The following is a 21,468-nucleotide window of genomic DNA, read 5'->3' on the forward strand; positions in this document are numbered from 1 at the left end:
CATTAATCATGAGTATGAATACGGACAACTGGATCGCCGCCATGCTGCGCGTGGCCGCGCGATTCGGCAAACCTGCCGAGGGTAAAACCCTGCGCCAGCAGATGCGCTGGTTCGAACATCTGCCGGTGGCACAGCAGCTGGAGCGGCTTGCCGGGCTGCTGGGGCTGCATCTGACCATGGTACCGCAGCATACGCTGCGCTGGCGTCAGGAGATCACCCCGATAGTGCTGGTGCTGGAGAATGCCAGCGTAGCGGTGCTGGAAGAGATCGATGCCGATGAGGGGGCGCGCTACTGGCTGAGTGAAGGCGGCGACGTGGTGCGTGAAAGCCCCCTGTCAGAGCTGCTGGCGCGCGCCCAGGGCAACGTCGGTGTCGTTGGCGTCGCGGCGCGTGGCCGGGATGCGCGCATCGACGAGTTCGTTCAGCCCTATGAACCACACTGGTTCTGGAAAAATTTTCGCGGCATGGGACGCCGGATCACCGAGATTTCTCTGGCCTCGGTGGTCAGCAACGTGCTGGCGCTGGCCGGGATCCTCTTTTCAATGCAGGTCTATGACCGGGTGATCCCGGCGCAGTCGGAATCCACGTTATGGGTGCTGTTTGTCGGGGTGCTGATCGCGGCGGCCATCGAGTACCTTATCCGGCTGATGCGCACCCAGGTTTCCGACCTGATGGGGAAACGTATCGATCTGAAAGTCTCGTCGATGCTGTTTGCCCGGGCGATGAGCATCCGCAATGAGGCGCGGCCAAAATCGACCGGCTCCTTTATCTCGCAGCTGCGCGAGATTGACCAGGTGCGTGAGCTGCTGACCTCGACCACCGTCGGCGCGGCTGCCGATCTGCCGTTTGTCATCCTGTTCCTGTTTATCATGTCGTTTGTCGGCGGCTGGCTGGTTCTGATCCCACTGGCGGCGATCCCGTTGATCGTCATTCCCGGCCTGCTGGTGCAGATCCCGATGGCGCGGCTGGCGAAAGAGGGGCTGCGGGAAGGGGCGCTGCGCAATGCGGTACTGGTCGAGACCATCGAAGGCATCGAGGATATCAAGGCGCTGCAGGCCGAACCCTACTTTCAGCGTCAGTGGGAGCAGACGCACGAGGTCAGCGCCGCCATCAGTAATCAGCAGCGGCTGTGGGGCGCGCGCCTCACCGGCTGGGCCTCGACCGTGCAGCAGCTGACCTACGCCGGGATGCTGGTGTTTGGCGTCTATCTGGTGCTCGACTCGCAGATTACCACCGGGACGCTGGTCGCCTGTAGCCTGCTCTCCTCGCGCACCATCGCGCCGCTGATGCAGCTCACCATGGTCTTCTCACGCTGGCAGCACGCCAAAATGGCGATGAAAGGGCTGGATGAGCTGCTGAAAAAGCCGCTCGATCAGCCGGACACGGCGACGCTGGCCCACTGTCCGACGCTTACCGGGCAGTACGATCTGCGCAATGTGCATTACAGCTACGACGAAGAGAACGAAAAGAACGTGCTGAATGTGCAGCAGCTGCAGATTCAGCCCGGCGAGAAGATCGCCATTCTGGGTAAAGTCGGGGCGGGCAAATCGACGCTGCTGAAGATTCTGGCCGGTCAGGCGCAGGCGACCCAGGGCAAGGTGATTGTCGATGGCGTTGACATTGAGCGTATCGATCCCACCGATTTGCGCCGTCAGCTTGGCTGGCTCTCGCACGACTCCCGCCTCTTCTTTGGCACGCTGCGGCAGAACCTGATGCTCGGCAACCCCCACGCCAGCGAACAGGAGATGCTGCAGGCGCTGCGCATCAGTGGCGCGCTGTCGCTGATCCAGCAGGATGCCGCCAGCCTGGATCGGATTATCAATGAAGGCGGACGCGGCCTCTCAGGGGGGCAGCGGCAGATGGTAATGCTGAGCCGGATGATCCTGCGCCAGCCGCAGGTGGTGCTGCTCGATGAGCCTACCGCAGCGATGGATGAGCAGCTTGAGGAGCATGTGATCCGTCAGCTGCAGGGCTGGATCAGCGGGCGGACTCTGCTGCTGGTCACGCACCGTCCGGCGCTGCTGAAGATGGTCGATCGTATTGTGGTGATGGATAACGGCCGGATCGTGGCCGACGGGCCGCGCGACGAGATCCTGCGCCGCGCGACGGTGCCCGCGACCTCGCCATCAACGGGTAAAGGAGAGGGCGTATGAGTCTGGTTATCGTGGATAAAGATCTGGCCCGTCATGAACGCCGCACCTCGGCGATTATCTGGCTCTGCACCGCCGCGCTGGCGATTTTCCTTATCTGGGCGCACTTTGCGATCCTGGATGAGGTGACGGTCGGCAGCGGCAAAGTCACGCCCTCCAGCCGTGCGCAGGTGATCGACAGCCTGGATGGCGGCATCGTCAAGCAGCTTAACGTACACGAAGGCGATATTGTCGAGAAGGGGCAGGTGCTGGCGACACTCGATCCGACCCGCTTTCAGTCAAACTTCGGCGAGGCGCAGGCGAAAGTGCGCACGCTGCGCGCCTCCTCGGAGCGGCTGGAGGCGGAGCTGGCGGGCACGCCGCTGACCTTCAGCGCCGAGACGCTGAAGGAGCCGCAGCTGGTGCAGCGTGAACGTCAGCTCTATGAGTCCCGGCGTCGTAACCTCACGGAAACCATCAGCAACCTGCAGCAGTCGCTGCGGCTGGTGCAGGATGAGCTGCGGCTTACCGAGCCGCTGGTGGCGAAAGGGGCGGCAGGGCAGGTGGAGGTGATCCGTCTGCGCCGTCAGGTCAGCGATCTGCGCGGCAAAATCGATGAGGCGCGCAACGACTATCTGGTGCGCGCCCACGAAGAGCAGGTAAAAAACAATGCGGAACTGGATGCGCAGCTGCAGGTGGCCGCCGGTAAAGAGGATCAGCTGACGCGCGCCACGCTCTACTCGCCCGTTCGTGGCATCGTAAAAGATATTCAGGTGACGACGGTCGGTGGCGTTCTGGAGCCGGGCGGCAAACTCATGGAAATTGTGCCGCTGGAGGATCAGCTGCTGATCGAGACGCGCATCAATCCGCGCGATATCGCCTTTATCCGGCCGGGTCTGGCAGCGATTGTCAAAGTGACCGCCTATGACTCCTCTATCTATGGCGACCTGCCTGGCGAGGTGGAAACAGTCTCGCCAGATACCCTGCAGGATGAGGTGAAACGCGACCAGTACTACTATCGCGTCTACGTCCGGACCCAGAAAGCGGAGCTGACCAACCGCGCAGGGCGAAAATTCCCGATTGTGCCCGGCATGGTGGCCAATGTGGAGATCAAAACCGGACAGAAATCGGTCATGGATTATCTGATTAAACCACTGAATAAAGTCAAAGAATCGCTGCGTGAGCGCTGATCATCCGGCGCACCCGAAATCGCCGCCTGCTTAATTACGCAGGGAAATTAACATGGCGGATATTTCACCACCACGCGACCCGACAGCGCCGGAATTTATCAATCTGTGCGGAAAGAGGGTGGGGTTATTTTAATCCGGTGAAGAAAGTTGACAGAGATATAGCGAAACGGCGGAGAGCAGGCAAAAAAAAGCCGGACAAATTGTCCGGCGGGAAATATTAAGTTGTACATCTCATTCGGGGAGAATGAAGGTAATAATGGAATAAATGATGATAGCGGGGACTATTCTATTCCCGGATGAGACATAAGTTTTATCATTCAGTGCTTCGGAATGGTCTGATGTAACCCCTTGATAATCATAATTGCGGATCCGGATTAGCGATTTGTGCGCCATTTTTTATCGATCCGTGCTGATGATAAGTTCCCCAAAAATTACATCCGGAAATAACTGTTTCGCATTATGAAACAGTTTTGGAAATTTCGTAGCATTTTCCTGGTGGATTATTACCCGCTATAAAACAACAATGGCCTGCCGGCTGAATTTTTAAGCGTTCAGCTCGCAGTGGCAAATAATAAAAGGCACATAACAGAGGGTAATAAAATGAAACGTCGCGTTCTCTCCCTGATGATCCCTGCATTGCTGGTGGCAGCAGGATCAGCAAACGCAGCTGAAATTTATAATAAAGATGGCAATAAACTGGACCTGTTCGGGAAGGTAGATGGCCTGCACTACTTCTCTGACAACAGCAGCGCCGATGGCGACCAGTCCTACGTGCGCTTTGGCTTTAAAGGCGAAACCGAAATCAGCGATCAGCTGACCGGCTATGGCCAGTGGGAATACCAGGCGGCTCTGAACAACTCTGAAGATGAAGGCACCGCCAACAGCTTCACCCGTGTCGGCTTTGCCGGGGTGAAATTTGGTGATGCAGGCTCGTTCGACTACGGTCGTAATTACGGCGTAGCCTATGATATCGGCGCATGGACCGACGTGCTGCCTGAGTTCGGCGGCGACACCTATGGCGCGGATAACTTCATGTATCAGCGCGGTAACGGCATGGCGACCTACCGCAACAACAACTTCTTCGGCCTGGTGGATGGCTGGAACTTTGCCGTGCAGTATCAGGGCAAAAATGGCAACAGCAGAGAGTCACCAAACGGTCGTGACGTGCTGGGGCAGAATGGCGACGGCTGGGGCCTGAGCACCACTTATGATCTGGGTTCAGGCTTTGGCATTGGTGCGGCGACCTTCCAGTCCGACCGTACCAACGACCAGAACAGCGCCACCTCCGGCATCCTGGGCCGTGGCGACAAAGCCCAGGTCTACACCGGCGGTCTGAAATATGACGCGAACAACGTCTACCTGGCGGCGATGTACTCGCGCTCACTCAACGCAACCCGCTTCGGCGACAGCAGCAACTCCTCAGCCTTTGGTTACGCGGATAAAGCGGATAACTGGGAAGTGGTGGCACAGTATCAGTTCGACTTCGGCCTGCGTCCGTCTCTGGCCTATGTCACTCAGCGCGGCACCGACGTTCAGAACTGGGGCAAACAGAATCTGAAAAAATATATCGACGTTGGCGCGACCTACTACTTCAACAAAAACATGTCTACCTACGTGGACTACCAGATCAACCTGCTGGACGACAACGCGTTCACTGACGCCGCCGGTATCAATACCGACGACGTAGTGGCGCTGGGCCTGGTTTACCAGTTCTGAGTTGTCAGGGCGCGCGTTACGGCTGCGCGCCCGCCTGATCCTGCTGGCGAGGGGCATCTGCCTTTCGCCATGTCGTGGCTTTTGCCGCCACGGTCGCCGACGGCACGACGCAGCCGAAACGTGCGCCTTCAAACGCCACGCCTGCCAGGGTGAAGGCTGAAAAGCTCAGCCAGTGCTGCCAGACCGACTGCCACTTCTGTGAATTTTTCATTCTGCACCTCTCAGGGATAAACACTGTTTCAACAATGCAGAATTCATGCCAGCTCTACCGCTCTCACAGCCACAGACATTTCGCCCGTTTTGGTACACTTGCCGCGCTGGTCACGGCTGCGTTGCCCCAAACAGGTGCAGTAAAGCCTGTTAATGGCGCGGACGTGACGGGGCCATGTGGCGATGACGGCGCTGTTCGATGGCTTTATAACTGCCAAAAACAAACAGGCCGAGGGCGATGGCGAGAATCATATAGATCATCTGCTGCTCCTTTATGTGATTCAGAGGGATCGCCTGTCGGCAGGCGGGCTCAGGATAGATGACGGGTGAATGTTCTCGTGGTTCGGAGGAAGATTCAACGCGCTTTAAGCTAATTTACCCGAAGTTTATGCTTTGTAGTGGCTATTAATAAAGTGTTACATGCGAGGAATGATGCGTTATAAGATTAATCTGCTGTTTGTGCCGCTGCTGGCGCTGATGCTGACCGGTTGCGATAAACCTGCGGCGACCTCCGCGCTGGTGCTGGAAGGTAAAACCATGGGCACCGTCTGGCGGGTAAGTCTGGCTGGCGTGGACAGCGAACGCAAAGCGGAGCTGCAGCAGCGTATCCAGCAGCGGCTGGACGCCGACGATGCCGAGCTTTCCACCTGGAAGCCGGACTCCGTGCTGTCGCGCTTTAACCAGAGCCGCGATCTCTCACCCCAGCCAGTCAGTGAAAACATGGCCGATATCGTCACCACCTCCCTGCGGATCGGCCGCAAAACCGGTGGCGCGATGGATATCACGGTCGGCCCGCTGGTCAATTTATGGGGCTTTGGCCCGACGAAACAGCCTCTGCATACCCCGGATGCGGCACAGATCGCGGCCGCCCGGGCAGAGACCGGATTACAGCATCTGCGGGTGCTGCAGGGCGCGAACGGACAGTGGCTGCAGAAAGATCTGCCGGGCCTCTATGTCGATCTCTCCACGGTGGGTGAAGGGTTTGCCACCGATCACCTGGCGCGACTGATGGAGCAGCTGGGGATAAATAACTATCTGGTGTCGGTGGGGGGCGCCGTGCTGAGCCGCGGCCTCAATGCGCAGCAGCAGCCGTGGCGGGTGGCGATTCAGAAACCCACTGACCAGGAAAACGCGGTGCAGGCGCGTGTGGATCTGCAGGGGCATGGGATCAGCACTTCCGGCAGCTATCGCAACTATTATGAACTGGACGGCCACCGCATTTCTCATGTCATCGATCCCGTTACCGGACGACCGATTGAGCATAAACTGGTGTCGGCCACGGTGATCGCCACTACGGCGCTGGAAGCCGACGGCTGGGACACCGGGCTGATGGTGCTTGGCACCGAGAAAGCCAAAGCGCTGGCGACCCAACAGCATCTGGCGGTCTATCTGATCAGCAAACAGGGCGATAAGTTTGTCAGCTGGATGTCGCCACAGTTTGCTGCTTTCCTGATCCCCGCCGAATCCGGAGAAAACTGATGTTAGATCTTTTCAGTGAAGAGCAACCCTGGCAGGAGACGCTGGCTGAGGGTGCGGTCATCCTGCGGCGCCGGGCGCGCGCTGACGCAGAGGCGCTTTATCAGCAACTGCTGGCGATTGCCGAACAGAACCCCTTTGCCCATCGCATCACGCCTGGCGGGCATCGCATGTCGGTCGCCATGACCAACTGCGGCGATTTTGGCTGGTCGGTGGATTCGCGCGGCTATCGCTATCAGCAGGAGGACAACCTGAACGGACGTCGCTGGCCGGCCATGCCGCCGCTGTTCCGGACGCTGGCACAGGAGGCTGCTTCAGAGGCGGGCTTCGCCGGGTTTAATCCGGATGCCTGCCTGCTTAACCGTTATGAACCCGGCGCAAAGCTGACACTGCATCAGGATAAAGATGAGAAAGATATGCGCCAGCCTATCGTGTCGGTGTCGCTGGGCTTACCGGCGGTCTTTCAGTTCGGCGGCTTCGAGCGGGGCGATGCGACCCAGCGCGTGTTGCTGGAACATGGTGATATCGTGGTGTGGGGCGGGCCGTCGCGCCTGCGCTATCACGGCATCCTGCCGCTGAAGCCGGGCGTTCATCCGCTGGTCGGTGCCTGGCGTTATAACCTGACGTTTCGCCGCGCCTTTTAATCCGCCATGCCCGCGGCGGCATGATGCGAATAACTATTGCTATCATTTGGCATCCTATTACACTGCAGGCAGTTTTTTGCTGATGGATTGCCTGCATGACGTTGTTAAGCGTTGTTTTTCGCCAGTTCCGCTGGCCTTTTATCGGGGTGATTGCGCTGACGCTGCTCAGCGCCGTGCTGGGGATTGGCATGATCGCCTTTATCAACCGCGAGATGATCGTCGCGATAAACACCTCCTTTGCCGTTCTGCCGCAGTTTCTGCTGCAGCTGGTGCTGCTGATGGCGGTGACGCTGGCGTCACAGCTGGCGCTGACGATGCTCGGCCATCAGTTTGTCTGGCGTCTGCGCGGCGAATTTATCAAGCGAATCCTCGATACCCGGATCGAACGCATTGAGCAGCTCGGCAGCGCCCAGCTGCTGGCGGGGCTGACCAGCGACGTGCGGGCCATTACGCTGGCCTTTGTGCGTCTGCCGGAGCTGTTTCAGGGCGTCATTATTACGCTCGGCTCGGCAATCTATCTGGCCTGGCTCTCACCCGCGATGTTACTGGTCACCAGCCTCTGGCTGGGCGTGATGCTGGTGGGGGGCTGGATGCTGGTGTCGCGGGTCTACCGGCACATGGCGAAGCTGCGCGAAATCGAAGATAACCTCTATCGCGATTACCAGACGGTGATCGAAGGGCGTAAAGAGCTGCAGCTCAATCGTTCACGCGCGCAGCAGGTCTATGACACCGTCTATCAGGAGGATGCCCGCGCCTGGCGTCACCATATCGTGCGCGCCGACACGTATCATCTCAGCGCCGTTAACTGGTCGAACATTATGACGCTGGGCGCTATCGGCATGGTCTTCTTTATGGCTAACAGCCTGGGCTGGGCCAATACCGCCGTCGCCGCGACCTTTTCCCTGACGCTGCTTTTTCTGCGCACGCCACTGCTCTCGGCGGTTGGCGCTTTGCCTACGCTGCTCAGCGCTCAGGTTGCCTTCCGTAAGCTCAACGCCTTTGATCTCGCCCCCTATCAGCCGGGATTCCACACGCCCTCCGCCACCGCTGAGTGGCAGACGCTGGAGCTGCGCGATGTGGCTTTCCACTATGGTGACAACGGTTTTCAGGTCGGGCCGGTTAACCTGACGCTGCGCCGGGGAGAGCTGGTATTCCTGATCGGCGGCAACGGCAGCGGGAAATCGACGCTGGCGATGCTGCTGACCGGACTTTACCGGCCTCAGTCGGGTACGCTGCTGCTGGATGGCAAACCGATCACGGCGGACGAGCTCGACCGCTGGCGCAGCCACTTCTCGGCGGTCTTTACTGATTTGCATCTGTTTGATCGGCTCCTCGGACGCGAAGGCGTCGCGGCGAATCCCGCCCTGGTTCAGCAATGGCTGGAGCGGCTGAAGATGCAGGATAAGCTGAAGATTGAAGGCAACAGGGTGCTGAATCTGCGGCTCTCCAAAGGGCAGAGCAAACGGCTGGCGCTGCTGCTGGCCGTCGCAGAGGAGCGCGACGTGCTGCTGCTGGACGAGTGGGCGGCGGATCAGGATCCCCATTTCCGTCGCATCTTCTATCGCGAACTGCTGCCGTGGCTGCAGCAGGCGGGGAAAACGGTGCTGGCTATCAGCCATGACGACCACTATTTTGTGCATGCCGACCGGCTGCTGGAGATGCGCGAAGGCCAGCTGACGGAGCTGACGGGCGGAGAGCGCGATCTTGCCACGCTCGACGCGGTGAAACGCACCGACACCGGCCTTTGAACGCGGCTGGCATAACTTAGCAGAAATGCGCACTGGCGCCGCTGCCGCGAATCAGGCTACGTTAGCCAGCGGCAGACGCGCCGGTTTCTGCCATCCTGAATATCTTCTTTTATCTGTGTTAACCCGGCTAAACCGCACACGCCTATCAGCGTATTGTTTAGCCGGTTTTTTTACAGCGGATGGGTCACCTGTGTCATCACCTGATCTGCCTGCCACAGGAAGGTGGCCTGCAGTAACGTTCCCGCCGGAAAGCCTGTGCTGAACGTCTGCGTCAGTCGCAGCGTGGCGCGTCGCTGCGCCCAGTCGACCGCCTCCAGCGCCGCATCCGTGAAGTCCATCAGCTGATGCAGCTGTGGCCACAACGCCTTGTACAGACTCTCTTTCAGCGAAAAAAGCAGGGTCGCAGCCGCGTGGAATGGCACGGGCAGGGTGTCTAACAGCTGCTGCTCCTGCGCATTCATCAGATACGCCGCCGTTTCACGCGCGGTCGTCTCTGACATCCACTGCTCAACATCGACACCAATAGCCAGATTCTGCCGGGTAGCGGCAACGATGAGAGTGCCGGTTGTATGCGACAGCGACGCCTGAATACCGGCGGGCCAGCAGGGCGATCGGTCGGGCGCGTTACTGAGAATAAAATCCTGAATGCCAAACTCCGCCATCACGGCGCGGACCAGCAGGCGGCTGGCCAGATATTCGGCCCGCCGTTTGACCACGGCGCGCTGCAGCCGCTCAGGAAGCGGAAGACCCCACTCCTCAGCCAGCGCGTCATGATAGTGCTGCGGATCAAAGTAGCAAACCGCCAGTAACGGATCACCGCGGTGGAGAAGACGGGAAAGAATAAAGCCGCCTGAAACAGGCGGCAGCGGCTGATCGGGAAAGTGCATGCGAAACCGTGACAAGGGCTAAAAAGCCATTAAATCAGGCGCAGCAGAGCAGGGCAAGGCGCCCGCGGCGATCAGTCGTTAGGCGGGATGGCAAAACTTTTCAGGGAAACGACGAAATGGTGATGACCTCTGCTGATGCGCGCGCCCCTGTCGCACCAGTGGCTTGCGAGACGAAAGAAGTCGTCGCTGCCAATGTCATACGCCAGTTCCACTTTGCTGATGCCCGAGTGCAGTAACGCTTCTGCATCTTTCAGGCTTTTCGCTTTGATCGGCATGATAATTATCCATCAGTTTCTGGGGAGTCCAGAGTAAGTATTTTCTGTGACATTTTTGTTTCAGTTTGATGAAAAAGCGCTGAACGTGGCGAGTTTTGTGAGGCGGATCAGGTTATGAAATGCAGGCTAACCTGCTGTTCAGGAAGGAAATAACGGTTAAATGGGAAAACTCTGAATCTGTCATAAAGCCGGAGCGGAAACAGAAAGGCCGCGTCGGACGCGGCCCTGTGGGTTACTTCTGGTCTGGCGGGGAAGGTTGCTTGTCGCCAGATTCCGGTGCTTCAGTTGGATCGTCTTTTTCGATAAAGGTCATAAACTCTCCTCTGCTTACCCACGGACGTTTAAGTATAGAACGGATTACGCAGGGTGCCTCTTAAATCCGGACTTATAGGAAAACTGAGAGACACGAATCTCTGTTCATAAACGTATAAATTACAATTCTCTGTTTGCTTTAATGTCCCAACCAGACTGTGTCTCTGCGCCTTTGCCACCGCTCGCTGATTGTTCCCAGTATTGAGTCTGCACTTTTGATGCCTGGAACTGATATGAAACCCCGAGTAGATCACGCTGTGTAGTGCCATTAAAAATCAAGTGCGTAATGAGGACGTCTTCAAGCGTGATGCGGCAGTACTCAATCTGACTCCCCCCGGCCTTACATACTGAAAGCTCTACCTTATTGATATGCTTGCCGTTTGATACATAGCGCATGATTGCCGGCGTTGCTTTGTCCATAAGAGCCTGAACCGAAAGATCGCGGTACTGAACTTTTCCTGCACCTCCTCCGCCTCCCACTGACATATTGCCTGGCTGACTTGCGCCCCATGTAAAAGATTCGATAGCAATCCAGCCTTTGTGATTACTGTCCTGAGATTCACCTGTGATGCCGTCAATTTTCAAAAAGAGATCTGTACTCATGACTGGTCCTTTTTCTTTCCCTGATAAGAGCAATATGATTAAATAATATTAATGATATATATGATGACACAAAGGTACAGTGATGGACTACTGGAAACCAGACCGATTCAGGGATTACTTTCTGACTATGGCTCATGCTGAGGCAAATCAGCTACTTAGCAATGCTAATCACCTCTCTCACATCTATCTTAAAGACGGATTTAATCGGTTACAGTTCCAGGACAATGTTAAAGCTTTCGTTAACGCTCAGCTTAACATTATCCGTTCTGGCTCTACTGATGATCAATGCCAGGAATGCATTCAAAATCTCAAAAAGGAAAATGAGTACCTTACAATTCAGGACAGAATGCTCAGAGCAGGAACAGCTGCCGTTCATGCATCGGTGCAGTTGGTCAGGAATGGCGATTTTTGGGGCTATGTGATCAATGGCGTTGGGGTAGTGCTGAGCGGTATGCAGGTAATAGCCGGTGTATCAGTGATCGGTGCTTCCCTGGCGTCAGGGACAATCATAGGTTCAGCCTTTGGGGGAATGTTGGTTCTGCATGGACTCAACGGTTTTCAGGAGTCTGTTGAGAACCTGGTGTATGGCAAAACGGATAGTGTGGGATTACTCAAACAGGGTTATGTAGCAACAGCTGAGTTTTTAGGGTTCGATCAGAGGGTTGGGCAGTTAGCATACAGTTCAATGGACCTGGCACTGTCTCTCTATGGTATCGTGCGTCTGGTACAAAAACCTGAGGCCTGGCGTCTCTATTATTTTCTTAATACCGACTATGTTCGCGGGATTAAGGAAATGAGCAGAAAAGAGCTATTCATTGAAGTCTATAATGACGCTTCAGCCATAAAGTCAATCTCTGACACTTACAAAGAGTGACCATGCTTTTTCATGAATCTGTAGGCTTTAAATGCAGGTTTCAAAGGTACGAATATATATAAAATAACGAAACCTGCTACAAGCGTGATTGAATACGAAACAAGGTTTTCCTGGGTACCACTGCGAATGGTATAAATAAGTCCTGCGAGAAGGATTGTTATTAATATCATTGCAACTATAAATCTTTTCTTTAATTGGGCCAGGAGCCAGGGATAAGGATAACCGTCTTTCTCAGCGTGCTGACGTATTACAGAGACTTCTTTTGGGGTAAACCCTTCTTTTACAAGCATTTCTTCGATTTGCATTTTGTTCATAATGATCGTCATTCATTTGTCTTACGATAGTAAGATTGTAACTCATTACTTAAGCCTCATACAAACCTGACAGGCCTTTGAAAGCCCCCTCTTTTTTTAGAAAGGGTTCCCCGGTGCTAACACTTGTGTATGAAACATATGCTTTGAAATTCCAGTGAAAGATGAGCTTGTTAATTATTGGATTCAACTAAGGTGATACTTTCCAGTGTCCCTCACTCTTCGTAAATTTGAATTCAGCTACGGTTTGCTCTCTGAGGTATCACGGAGCATTCGCAGAACGCCTTCTGCCTTAACGTGCAGGTCCCTGGAAGCCAGCCAGTGTGGGCTGTTTAAAAGGAAAATGACCATGACTAAAAGAACAACTGCTGGTATAGCGAGAACACTCAGCATTGCCCGCCATTGCCACTGTAACCGAATGCAGTAACCAACAGGAAAGCGACGACCATACCGAAGGTGATCATGAGCTGATAAAGGCTGATCATTTTTCCGCGAACATTCTCTGTTGCCATCTCTGACAGGCAGAGTGGGGCTGTGTAGGAAGCAATACCGACGGCCAGCCCGAGCAGGACCCTGAATGTAAGCAGTATTTCAACACTTGTGGCGAAAGCCGATCCAAGGGAACTTACGATGGACTGTTGGGCTGTAATAGTGGAAATAGGCATAGAGCCAATATGTGGGAACACATATTTTTTTTATTCTTAAACCACTCAGCTGCAACTTTTTCAAATGTCCTTACATGCAGATTCTGCTGACAATGCTGTTCTGTCTTTCCGTACCTTCAGGGGCGATCGCTTTGCTGAAAATCGCGGGCAGACACACCATGCTGGCGAACTCTTGAAAGCGAAGGGAAGGGGATAAACCAAAGCTGGTCGTGGTGCATTCAGGCGTCCGGGGTCGGTAGTCACGACATCTTCAGAGCTGTGTAACTCCGGCAGTGACCTGTGATTCCACACCCAGAACCAATACCCGGATATATGCCTGGCAAACGGCATCAGGCAGATTTTTTGATCAGAAATCAGCAGGTCGTGAGAAGCAGATGTTCAGAGGGTTTGCACTGACAGCAGCAGGCAGAAACGAAAAAAGCAGCCTTTTGGGCTGCTTTTCGGGAGAATTTGGTCGGCACGAGAGGATTTGAACCTCCGACCCCGGACACCCCATGACCGTGCGCTACCAGGCTGCGCTACGTGCCGAACACTGGAGGATTAGTCTACTGGTTATCGTCATGAATGCAAGATACCTGTTGACTATTTGCCTGATAATTAATCAGTTAGCGATAAATCGCTTCTCCTCCGTTAACACCTGCAACAACAGCGTCAGTTCCGGCTTGTGATCTTTCAGCGCATTGCCCTGTGCATCATACGCGCGATAGCTGCCGTTATTGTTGAGCACCAGCGTCACCTGCGGCGTGGTGATCACCAGCTTATTCTCTTCGCTACTGGCAACCCAGTCGTGGCGACGACGTGCCGCGAACAGATCCTCACCCTGCGAGTAGTTCACCGGATTGGTCCGCACATGCAGCAGTCGCTGCATCAGCGTGGTCATCACATCCTGATGATCGGAGAGCCGATCGACAGTCTGCGCAGGCGTGTCGGGCCAGTGAATCACGAGCGGCACCTGCAGCGTCTGGCGATTACCGGCGCTGTCAGGATTGCCATCCAGCGCCAGACCGCGCTGTGCGGTAATCACCACCACGGTGTTCTTCAGCAAATCACGCGCCTGCAGTTCGTTAAGCACGGCGCGAATCTGATCGTCCACCGCAGGTGCCTGACGCAGATAGCTGCGCTGACGCGCCTTCGCACCTTCACCCGTTACATCAGGGCCGTTCAGGGCTATCCACGAGAACCACGGCGCCTGCGATCCCTTCTGCTTGTCCAGCCAGTTCTGCCATTGCGCCACGGTACTGGCGTTAGGCTGGCTGGCGGTGGCAGGCAGTGAATAATCTGTCAGCAGCGCCTGTCGGTAGAGCGGCGGATTAAAGCCTTCTGATGAGAAGAGGCCAAACTGATAACCCTGCGTGCTCAGCGCACCGAGCAGGGCAGACGGCGTCCGGGAGGCCAGAATGCCGTTCATATAGCTGGAGGAGATGCCGTAGAACAGGCCAAACAGCCCTTTCTCCGGGGTATCGCCCGCGCTGTAGTGCTGCGTGAAGCGCACGTTTTCGCTGGCGAACTGATCAAGTGCCGGCAGCGCCTTAGGCAGCGTGGCGTTGTTCAGACCATCGACCGTCAGCACCAGCAGGTTGTTGCGTGTGCCGCCATCGCGGAACGTAATATCACTGAGCGGATACTCCACCGCCAGCGCTTCCGGATCACCCTGCTGCACCAGCCGGCGCTGATACTCCTGCGCATCCAGCAGACCATGACGCTCAAGGAAGCGACGGGCGGTCATCGGGTAGGAGAGCGGCAGGTTGGCGCGCTGCATCGTAATCGGACGATAGAAGTTCGCATCGGCCCAGATATACATCAGATGGCTGGCAAAGAAGGCACTGATAAACAGGGCGGCCAGCGGCTTACCAAACGAGCGGCGGTTCAGGCTGCGCAGTTTCTGCCAGCTCCAGGTCGCAAACAGCATCTCGACCAGGAAAATCAGCGGCACGCTGATAAACATCAGTTGCCAGTCGCGCGCCATCTCGCTCTGATCGGGGTTAATGACCAGCTCCCAGACCACCGGATTCAGGTGCAGGTGGAAGCGGCTGAAGACCGCACTGTCGACCATCACCAGCGTCAGCCCGGCGGTGGCGACGACGGCCGATAACACCCGCATCAGCCGTTGCGACATCACCACAAAGGTCAGCGGGAAGATAATCAGCAGGTAAGCGGCAAAAACGATAAAACTGAAGTGGCCTGCCCAGCTGGTATAGGCGTAGATACGCCCCGCCAGAGAAGAAGGCCAGTCGGCGACCAACAGGTAGCGACTGCCTAAAATCAGCGCGAATAAGATATTAAACAGAGCAAACCAGTGCCCCCAGCTAATCATCTGGGAGACTTTTTCGCGGTAGCGCTGCCGGTTGGTTACCATATTATAAAATCAAATCAGCTAATTAATGGGCGTTGTCATCACGCACGGATGCCTGCAGGGCATCGGCGAAAGAGCGGGCCAGGGAGCGACGCTGCGCCGGCGCGACATCGCTGTTAATTAAGTTAGTCACCATGTTTCCCAGCACCATCAGGGAGAGGTCGGTGGGGGCTTTGTCCTTGTGCAGGATTTGGGCCAGATCCGCGAGGAGTTGTTCCACGCGTTCGTCACTGTAACGGGATGATTGTGCCATATCGTCGTCTAAGCTCATTTCAAAAGGCGATATATTACCGGAACAACGCACTTTTTACCGCAATTTTATCGAAAGCAGCGCGTTCACTTTACGCATGGAGTTGAAAGCCGATGCTGGCGGTGTTTGAATACGCGCCTGTGCTAAAAGGAGAGTCTACCATGAGTCTGGATATCGACCAGATTGCCCTGCATCAGTTAATCAGACGCGATGAAAACCAGCTTGACGTGGCGCTGCGCGATTCGCTGCTGCCTGCGACCCAAACCGTCAACGCGATGGTGGAGGAGTTACACCGGGTTTACAGCGCAAAGAGCAAAGCCTACGGCCTGTTTAATGCGGAAAGTGAACTGGCAGAAGCCCTGCGTAATTGCCGTAAGGGCAACGATGATTTTCTTGCTTTTAGCCGTGCCGCTACGGGTCGCCTGCGCGACGAACTGTCAAAATATCCGTTCGCCGAAGGCGGCGTGGTGCTGTTTATCCACTATCGCTATCTGGCCGTGGAGTATCTGCTGATTGCAGTGCTGAACAGCCAGTCCAGTATGCGGGTGAACGAGCAGCTGGATATCAGCAGCACTCACTATCTCGACATCAATCATGCCGATATCGTCGCGCGCATCGATTTAACCGAGTGGGAAACCAATCCCGAGTCGACCCGCTATCTGACCTTCCTGCGCGGCCGCGTCGGACGGAAAGTCGCAGACTTCTTTATGGACTTCCTCGGCGCCGAAGTCGGGCTGGACACCAAGGCGCAGAACCGTGGACTGCTGCAGGCGGTGGATGATTACTGCAACGAGTCGGCGCTGGATAAGCAGGAGCGGCAGAACTATCGCCAGCAGGTCTACAGCTACTGTAATGAGCAGTTGCAGGCGGGCGAGGAGATTGCGCTGGAAGATCTGTCGAGCGAGCTGCCTCCGCTGGGCGAAAAAAGCTTCCAGGCGTTTACGCAGGAGCAGGGCTATGAGCTGGAAGAGAGTTTCCCGGCCGACCGCTCGACGCTGCGTCAGCTGACCAAATTCGCCGGCAGCGGCGGGGGACTGACCCTGAACTTTGATGCGATGTTGCTGGGTGAACGTATTTTCTGGGATCCGGCCACGGACACCCTGACGATCAAGGGAACGCCACCGAATCTGCGCGACCAGCTGCAGCGCCGGACCAGCGGCAAATAAAAAAGCCGGGCTCAGCCCGGCTTTTCTTTTCTTTCCCCCTCACGGCGATCGTCTTCACCGGGAGGCAACAAAACAAAAGGGCCGGTTTCGCAACCGGCCCTTCTGCTTTTCAACTCTGTCAGCGATTAAGCGCGAACGAAGTCGATATGGAACAGTTTTGGCTTGAACGGGTGACGCTGAACAGCCTGAACTTTCACTTTGGTTTCTTTACCGTCAACAACCAGAGTCAGCACTTCTTCGTAGAAACCTGGCTTAGCCTGCAGGTTCATTACGGAGTCGTGATCCAGGTCGATGGCAACAGCCGCTTCAGAACCACCGTAAACGATAGCCGGGAAACGGTTAGCTGTACGCAGGCGGCGGCTCGCACCCTTACCCTGCTCTTTACGTTCTACTGCATTGATAGTGAACATTAATACGTCTCTTTATATAATTCCTGCTACAGGCGACCCAGTAACAGGCAGGTTATTCAACACTGCTGATGCACATGCAAAAGCGGGCGGCATTATAGCCGTAATGCCTGGCGGTAGCAAACGATATACCCACCCGTCCGGGGCCGGGCGGTCAGCGCAGCTCATTGGCCCGGCGATAGCGCCCCTGATAGTCGAACATTTTCTCGCGGATCTGCCAGTACTGGCCTTTGGCGCGCGCCACCACAAAGTCGGGATGGCGCAGCAGCGGCTGCAGCGCCACGACGTCGGCGGCGGTCTGCCAGCCCAGCGGCACGCCGGGCGCACGCTGGTGCGGACGCATAAACAGCTGCTCAAAGGCTTTGCGCTGGGCTGGCGTCTGCAGACGAAACCGCTCGCTGACGCTGGTGCCATCCTCGTCAAAATAGGTCGCCTTCAGCCATTCGCCTTTGGCATCCGCCCCCTGTTCCAGCGTCATACCGCCACAGCGCAGCACCAGCGCATCTTTGAGTTTCAGCGCTGCCTTAAGCATATCGTCCGGATCGACCAGGATTTTGTCGCACTGGTGGCAGCGCCGGGCGGCGATATCGTTCTCTGCGCCGCAGTCCGGGCAGCTCTTAAAGCGGAAGCGGAAGTCACACTGCTCGCGTTCGCCCTCATCATCTTCCAGCACGCCCTGGCAGCGGCGGCCAAAATGCTCGATCACCATGCCATCTTCCGTCGCTTTGCCCCAGAAGGTATTGGCGAAACCGCAGGCCGGGCAGAAGACCTGTACTGGCTGATTGTCGCTGGCACCTTTGGGTGCGCCGACTTCCGGCGTGAAGAGATCGTGCGGATTACCGGCATAATCGAGGATCAGACAGCTGGTTTTACCGGGCGAAAGCCGCAGGCCACGCCCGACGATCTGCTGATAGAGACTGACCGACTCGGTGGGCCGCAGGATGGCGATCAGGTCAACGTGCGGCGCATCAAAGCCGGTGGTCAGGACCGCGACGTTGACCAGGAACTTCAGCGCCTGCGCCTTAAAGGCCAGAATCAGGGCGTCGCGCTCGCGGGCGGGCGTTTCGGCGGAGATCAGCGCGCTGTTGTCGGGCAGCAGCCGCAGGATTTCATGCGCATGATCCACCGTGGAGGCGAAAATCATCACCCCGAGCCGCTCCTCCGCAAACTCCACAATCTGACGGATGATATGCGGCGTAACGCGCTGCTGCTGTTTCAGTTCACGATTGAGATCGGCCTCGCTGAACAGGCCACTGGCCTGCGCCGTCAGCCGGCTGAAGTCATACTGTACCACCGGCATATCCAGCCGCTCCGGGGGCACCAGAAACTGATGTTTGATCATGTAGCGCAGCGGCAGTTCATAGATACAGTCGCGGAACAGTGATTTTTCGTCGCCGCGCACCATGCCGTGATAGTGGAACTGATAGATCCAGCCTTTGCCCAGCCGGAACGGTGTGGCGGTCAGGCCCAGCAGACGCAGTTGCGGATTGTGTTGCCGCAGATGATTAAAGATCTGCTGATACTGGCTCTCTTTGTCATCGCCAATGCGGTGACACTCATCCACGATCACCAGCGAGAAGGCGCTGTCGAACTGGTCAAGGTTGCGCGCGACGGACTGCACGCTGCCGAACACCACCTTGCGCTGGCTCTCTTTGCGCTGAAGGCCCGCCGCAAAGATATCGGCTTCCAGACCATAAGCCTGATATTTGCTGTGGTTCTGCGCCACCAGCTCTTTGACGTGCGCGAGCACCAGCACCCGGCCACGCGCCAGCCGGGCCAGCTCAGCGATGACCAGACTCTTTCCGGCACCGGTCGGCAGCACAATCACCGCAGGCTGGTGATGACGACGGAAATGCGACACGGTGGCATTCACCGCATCCTGTTGATAGGGGCGTAAGGTAAAGGACATGTTGCTCACTTTTGCAAAACTGGTGGCAATTATGCCACGAAAGGGCGGTAAACGCGCTGTCAGGCTGGCGTGGATCACGTTATACTTCCCGCACATTTTCAACGGTTAACCAGGCCGTTTCAGATTCCCTCCGCAGTAACAGGCAAAACGAATTCATGCGACTCGACAAATTCATCTCTCAGCAACTGGAAATCAGCCGCGCCATCGCCCATCGCGAGATCCGTGGTCAGCGTGTCACCGTGAACGGTGAAGTGGTGCGCGATACCGCGTTTAAACTGCTGCCCGATCACGAAGTGATGTATGACGGTAACCTCCTGCAGATGCTGACCGGCCCACGCTACTTTATGCTGAACAAGCCTCAGGGCTACGTCTGCTCCACCGACGATCCCGATCATCCGACCATCCTCTATTTCATCGAAGAGCCGATGGCCTTTAAGCTGCATGCGGCAGGGCGCCTCGATATCGATACCACCGGGCTGGTGCTGCTGACCGATGATGGCCAGTGGTCACACCGTATTACCTCGCCGCGTCACCACTGCGAGAAAACCTATCGCGTCACGCTGGAGTCACCGGTCGCGGACGACACCGCCGCACAGTTTATGGCGGGCGTGCAGCTGCACAACGAGAAGAGCCTGACCAGACCGGCCCAGCTGGAGGTGATCACGCCGACAGACGTGCGCCTGACGTTGAGCGAAGGGCGCTACCATCAGGTGAAACGGATGTTTGCGGCCGTGGGCAACCGGGTCGTGGAGCTGCATCGCGAGCGCATCGGCGAGATCGTGCTGGACGAAGATCTGGAACCGGGTGAATACCGTCCGCTGACCGACGATGAGATCGCCAGCATCGGTCTGCCAAAAGAGCTGCAGGCAAAATAAGGCCTGCGTCAGGATGATAAGGAGAGGAGAAGGCGTGCGTAAGGAAAAAAATTCGCCAACGGGATTGGTGATTATCCTGGGGCTGTTAGCCATGCTGATGCCGTTATCGATCGACATGTATCTGCCGGCCATGCCGCAGATTGCCCGTGAGTTTGGCGTCTCCGCCGGCAGCGTGCAGATGTCGCTCAATCTCTACATCCTGGGCTTTGCGATCGGCCAGCTTATCTACGGGCCGCTGGCCGACAGCTATGGCCGCAAGCCGGTGATCGCGCTCGGCACCCTGATCTTTGCCTGTGCCGCCGCAGCCTGTGCGCTGTCGCAATCGATCGACCAGCTCATCCTGATGCGCTTCCTGCATGGCCTGTCGGCCGCCGCCGCCAGCGTGGTGATCAATGCGCTGATGCGGGACAGTTACTCGAAAGAGGACTTCTCGCGCATGATGTCCTTTGTGATGCTGATTACCACCATTGCGCCGCTGCTGGCCCCGATTATCGGCGGCTGGCTGCTGGTGCTCTGGAGCTGGCACGCCATTTTCTGGGCACTGGCCGGAGCCGCGTTAGTGACCACCGTGCTGGTGACGACCCAGATCCGTGAGACCCTGAAGCCGGAGCAGCGGCAGCGCTTTCATCTGCGCACCACGCTGGGCAATTTTGTCACGCTGTTTCGTCATAAGCGCGCCTTCAGTTACATGCTGTCGAGCGGCTTCTCCTTTGCCGGGCTGTTTACCTTCCTGAATGCCGGGCCGTTTGTGTACATCGAACTGAATCACGTCTCACCGCAAAACTTCGGCTACTACTTTGGGCTTAACGTGGTGTTTCTGTTTGTGCTGACGCTGATTAACAGCCGTGCCGTGCGCCGCTTTGGTCCGGTAGCGATGTTCCGGCTGGGACTGCTGATTCAGTTCTGCATGGGGATCTGGCTGCTGCTGGTCAGCGCGTTTGACCTGGGCTTTCTGCCGCTGGTGATGGGCATCGCGATGTTCATCGGCTGCGTGTCGATGGTCTCTTCTAACGCGATGGCGGTGATCCTGGATGCGTTTCCGCATATGGCAGGAACCGCGTCATCGCTGGCGGGCACGCTGCGTTTTGGCGTCGGTGCGTTCGTTGGTGCGCTGCTCTCCCTGCTGAGTTTCAACAGTGCCTGGCCGATGGTGGGTACTATCGCGCTCTGCGCCTCTCTCTCCCTGCTGCTCTTCTTTTACGCTTCCCGGCCCCGCACGGCCTCCCGCTGATTCGGTGCCTTTTCCTGCCCGCCAGGCCCGGCGGGCGGTGCGCCAGCCACTATGTTTATTTAATGTGAAGATTTTTAGTTAAAAAAGTAACCATATTGCGTCTAAAATGATTGTTAACAGCGTGTGAACGCGGTAAATATAGCCTGAAGTGCGACGTGAGTCGCAAAAGTGCGCTTATGCAGTTCGCACGGCGAAGAGATCCTGTCCGGATTCCGCCGTCACCGGCCGTTTTCGCGT

20 protein-coding genes, 1 tRNA gene and 1 pseudogene are annotated in these 21,468 nt (G+C 56.6%); 10 read left to right on the forward strand and 12 right to left on the reverse strand.

The genetic code is table 11. The features are described from left to right. Positions 1-8: 8 nt before the first annotated feature. The 3 genes from J1C59_RS06260 to ompC all read left to right on the forward strand — a co-directional run bounded on the left by J1C59_RS06260 (position 9) and on the right by ompC (position 5,035). Positions 9-2,153 (forward strand): type I secretion system permease/ATPase, encoded by a 2,145-nt coding sequence (locus J1C59_RS06260; protein WP_128086705.1) that lies wholly within the window; start codon positions 9-11, stop codon positions 2,151-2,153. Then, positions 2,150-3,319 (forward strand): beta-barrel domain-containing protein, encoded by a 1,170-nt coding sequence (locus J1C59_RS06265; RefSeq protein WP_140917197.1) that lies wholly within the window; start codon positions 2,150-2,152, stop codon positions 3,317-3,319. The genes J1C59_RS06260 and J1C59_RS06265 overlap by 4 nt, the downstream gene beginning before the upstream one ends. Before the next feature lie 600 nt (positions 3,320-3,919). After that, positions 3,920-5,035, forward strand: coding sequence for a porin OmpC (gene ompC / locus J1C59_RS06270; RefSeq protein WP_128085524.1), 1,116 nt, complete (start codon positions 3,920-3,922; stop codon positions 5,033-5,035). Between the two features lie 16 nt (positions 5,036-5,051). Here the strand turns inward: ompC and J1C59_RS06275 are convergent, their stop codons facing one another. Both J1C59_RS06275 and J1C59_RS06280 read right to left on the reverse strand, forming a co-directional pair. Further along, the gene (locus tag J1C59_RS06275; RefSeq protein WP_111138724.1) at positions 5,052-5,246 is read right to left on the reverse strand and encodes a hypothetical protein; all 195 of its coding nucleotides are present in this window, start codon (positions 5,244-5,246) and stop codon (positions 5,052-5,054) included. A gap of 149 nt (positions 5,247-5,395) precedes the next feature. After that, positions 5,396-5,506 carry a response regulator gene (locus J1C59_RS06280; protein ID WP_199559966.1) on the reverse strand — a complete coding sequence of 37 codons (111 nt, stop codon included), beginning with the start codon at positions 5,504-5,506 and terminating at the stop codon, positions 5,396-5,398. Positions 5,507-5,674: 168 nt separating this feature from the next. Between J1C59_RS06280 and apbE the strand changes: the two genes are divergently transcribed. The 3 genes from apbE (at position 5,675) to J1C59_RS06295 (ending at position 9,113) form a co-directional block, all read left to right on the forward strand. Continuing rightward, positions 5,675-6,724 (forward strand): FAD:protein FMN transferase ApbE, encoded by a 1,050-nt coding sequence (gene apbE / locus J1C59_RS06285; protein ID WP_140917198.1) that lies wholly within the window; start codon positions 5,675-5,677, stop codon positions 6,722-6,724. Continuing rightward, positions 6,724-7,365, forward strand: a complete 642-nt coding sequence (gene alkB / locus J1C59_RS06290; RefSeq protein WP_111138726.1) for a DNA oxidative demethylase AlkB — start codon at positions 6,724-6,726, stop codon at positions 7,363-7,365. Before apbE ends, alkB begins: the two co-directional genes overlap by 1 nt. 95 nt (positions 7,366-7,460) lie before the next feature. Beyond that, a complete protein-coding gene (locus J1C59_RS06295) occupies positions 7,461-9,113 on the forward strand; it encodes a multidrug ABC transporter permease/ATP-binding protein (protein WP_128085525.1) in 1,653 nt (550 codons plus the stop codon). Positions 9,114-9,283: 170 nt separating this feature from the next. Here the strand turns inward: J1C59_RS06295 and J1C59_RS06300 are convergent, their stop codons facing one another. The 3 genes from J1C59_RS06300 to J1C59_RS06315 all read right to left on the reverse strand — a co-directional run bounded on the left by J1C59_RS06300 (position 9,284) and on the right by J1C59_RS06315 (position 11,190). Beyond that, positions 9,284-10,000 (reverse strand): 4'-phosphopantetheinyl transferase family protein, encoded by a 717-nt coding sequence (locus J1C59_RS06300; protein WP_128085526.1) that lies wholly within the window; start codon positions 9,998-10,000, stop codon positions 9,284-9,286. A 71-nt stretch (positions 10,001-10,071) separates the two neighbouring features. Then, positions 10,072-10,275 (reverse strand): hypothetical protein, encoded by a 204-nt coding sequence (locus J1C59_RS06305; protein WP_111138729.1) that lies wholly within the window; start codon positions 10,273-10,275, stop codon positions 10,072-10,074. 432 nt (positions 10,276-10,707) lie between these two features. Further along, a complete protein-coding gene (locus J1C59_RS06315) occupies positions 10,708-11,190 on the reverse strand; it encodes an Hcp family type VI secretion system effector (RefSeq protein ID WP_128085527.1) in 483 nt (160 codons plus the stop codon). 82 nt (positions 11,191-11,272) lie between these two features. Here J1C59_RS06315 and J1C59_RS06320 point away from each other — a divergent pair, with 82 nt between their 5' ends. Beyond that, positions 11,273-12,064, forward strand: a complete 792-nt coding sequence (locus J1C59_RS06320) for a DUF4225 domain-containing protein (RefSeq protein WP_128085528.1) — start codon at positions 11,273-11,275, stop codon at positions 12,062-12,064. Here the strand turns inward: J1C59_RS06320 and J1C59_RS06325 are convergent. The 5 genes and pseudogenes from J1C59_RS06325 to J1C59_RS06345 all read right to left on the reverse strand — a co-directional run bounded on the left by J1C59_RS06325 (position 12,052) and on the right by J1C59_RS06345 (position 15,646). After that, positions 12,052-12,378 carry a hypothetical protein gene (locus tag J1C59_RS06325; RefSeq protein WP_128085529.1) on the reverse strand — a complete coding sequence of 109 codons (327 nt, stop codon included), beginning with the start codon at positions 12,376-12,378 and terminating at the stop codon, positions 12,052-12,054. The genes J1C59_RS06320 and J1C59_RS06325 overlap by 13 nt on opposite strands. A 249-nt stretch (positions 12,379-12,627) precedes the next feature. Then, positions 12,628-13,007: pseudogene (locus tag J1C59_RS06330) on the reverse strand (MFS transporter); the annotation flags it as partial. A 484-nt stretch (positions 13,008-13,491) separates the two neighbouring features. Then, a tRNA-Pro gene (locus J1C59_RS06335) sits at positions 13,492-13,568 on the reverse strand. A 73-nt stretch (positions 13,569-13,641) separates the two neighbouring features. Next, the gene (gene yejM, locus J1C59_RS06340) at positions 13,642-15,396 is read right to left on the reverse strand and encodes an LPS biosynthesis-modulating metalloenzyme YejM (protein ID WP_128085530.1); all 1,755 of its coding nucleotides are present in this window, start codon (positions 15,394-15,396) and stop codon (positions 13,642-13,644) included. Between the two features lie 22 nt (positions 15,397-15,418). After that, on the reverse strand, positions 15,419-15,646 hold the full coding sequence (locus J1C59_RS06345) for a YejL family protein (protein ID WP_111138780.1): 228 nt from the start codon (positions 15,644-15,646) through the stop codon (positions 15,419-15,421). A 158-nt stretch (positions 15,647-15,804) separates the two neighbouring features. Between J1C59_RS06345 and yejK the strand changes: the two genes are divergently transcribed. After that, a complete protein-coding gene (gene yejK / locus J1C59_RS06350) occupies positions 15,805-16,809 on the forward strand; it encodes a nucleoid-associated protein YejK (protein ID WP_128085531.1) in 1,005 nt (334 codons plus the stop codon). Positions 16,810-16,934: 125 nt separating this feature from the next. On the opposite strand, the gene rplY is transcribed toward yejK, so the two are convergent. After that, a complete protein-coding gene (gene rplY, locus J1C59_RS06355) occupies positions 16,935-17,219 on the reverse strand; it encodes a 50S ribosomal protein L25 (protein ID WP_128085532.1) in 285 nt (94 codons plus the stop codon). A gap of 151 nt (positions 17,220-17,370) precedes the next feature. Then, a complete protein-coding gene (gene radD / locus J1C59_RS06360) occupies positions 17,371-19,125 on the reverse strand; it encodes a DNA repair helicase RadD (RefSeq protein WP_140917199.1) in 1,755 nt (584 codons plus the stop codon). Positions 19,126-19,280: 155 nt separating this feature from the next. On the opposite strand from radD, the gene rsuA reads away from it, so the two are divergent. After that, complete coding sequence (rsuA, locus tag J1C59_RS06365; protein WP_128085533.1) at positions 19,281-20,000, forward strand: 16S rRNA pseudouridine(516) synthase RsuA; 720 nt, start codon at positions 19,281-19,283, stop codon at positions 19,998-20,000. A gap of 34 nt (positions 20,001-20,034) precedes the next feature. Next, positions 20,035-21,231 (forward strand): Bcr/CflA family multidrug efflux MFS transporter, encoded by a 1,197-nt coding sequence (locus tag J1C59_RS06370; protein WP_128085534.1) that lies wholly within the window; start codon positions 20,035-20,037, stop codon positions 21,229-21,231. Positions 21,232-21,468 lie beyond the last annotated feature (237 nt).

It is taken from the genome of Pantoea deleyi (genome assembly GCF_022647325.1).
In the GTDB taxonomy this organism is placed as follows: domain Bacteria; phylum Pseudomonadota; class Gammaproteobacteria; order Enterobacterales; family Enterobacteriaceae; genus Pantoea; species Pantoea deleyi.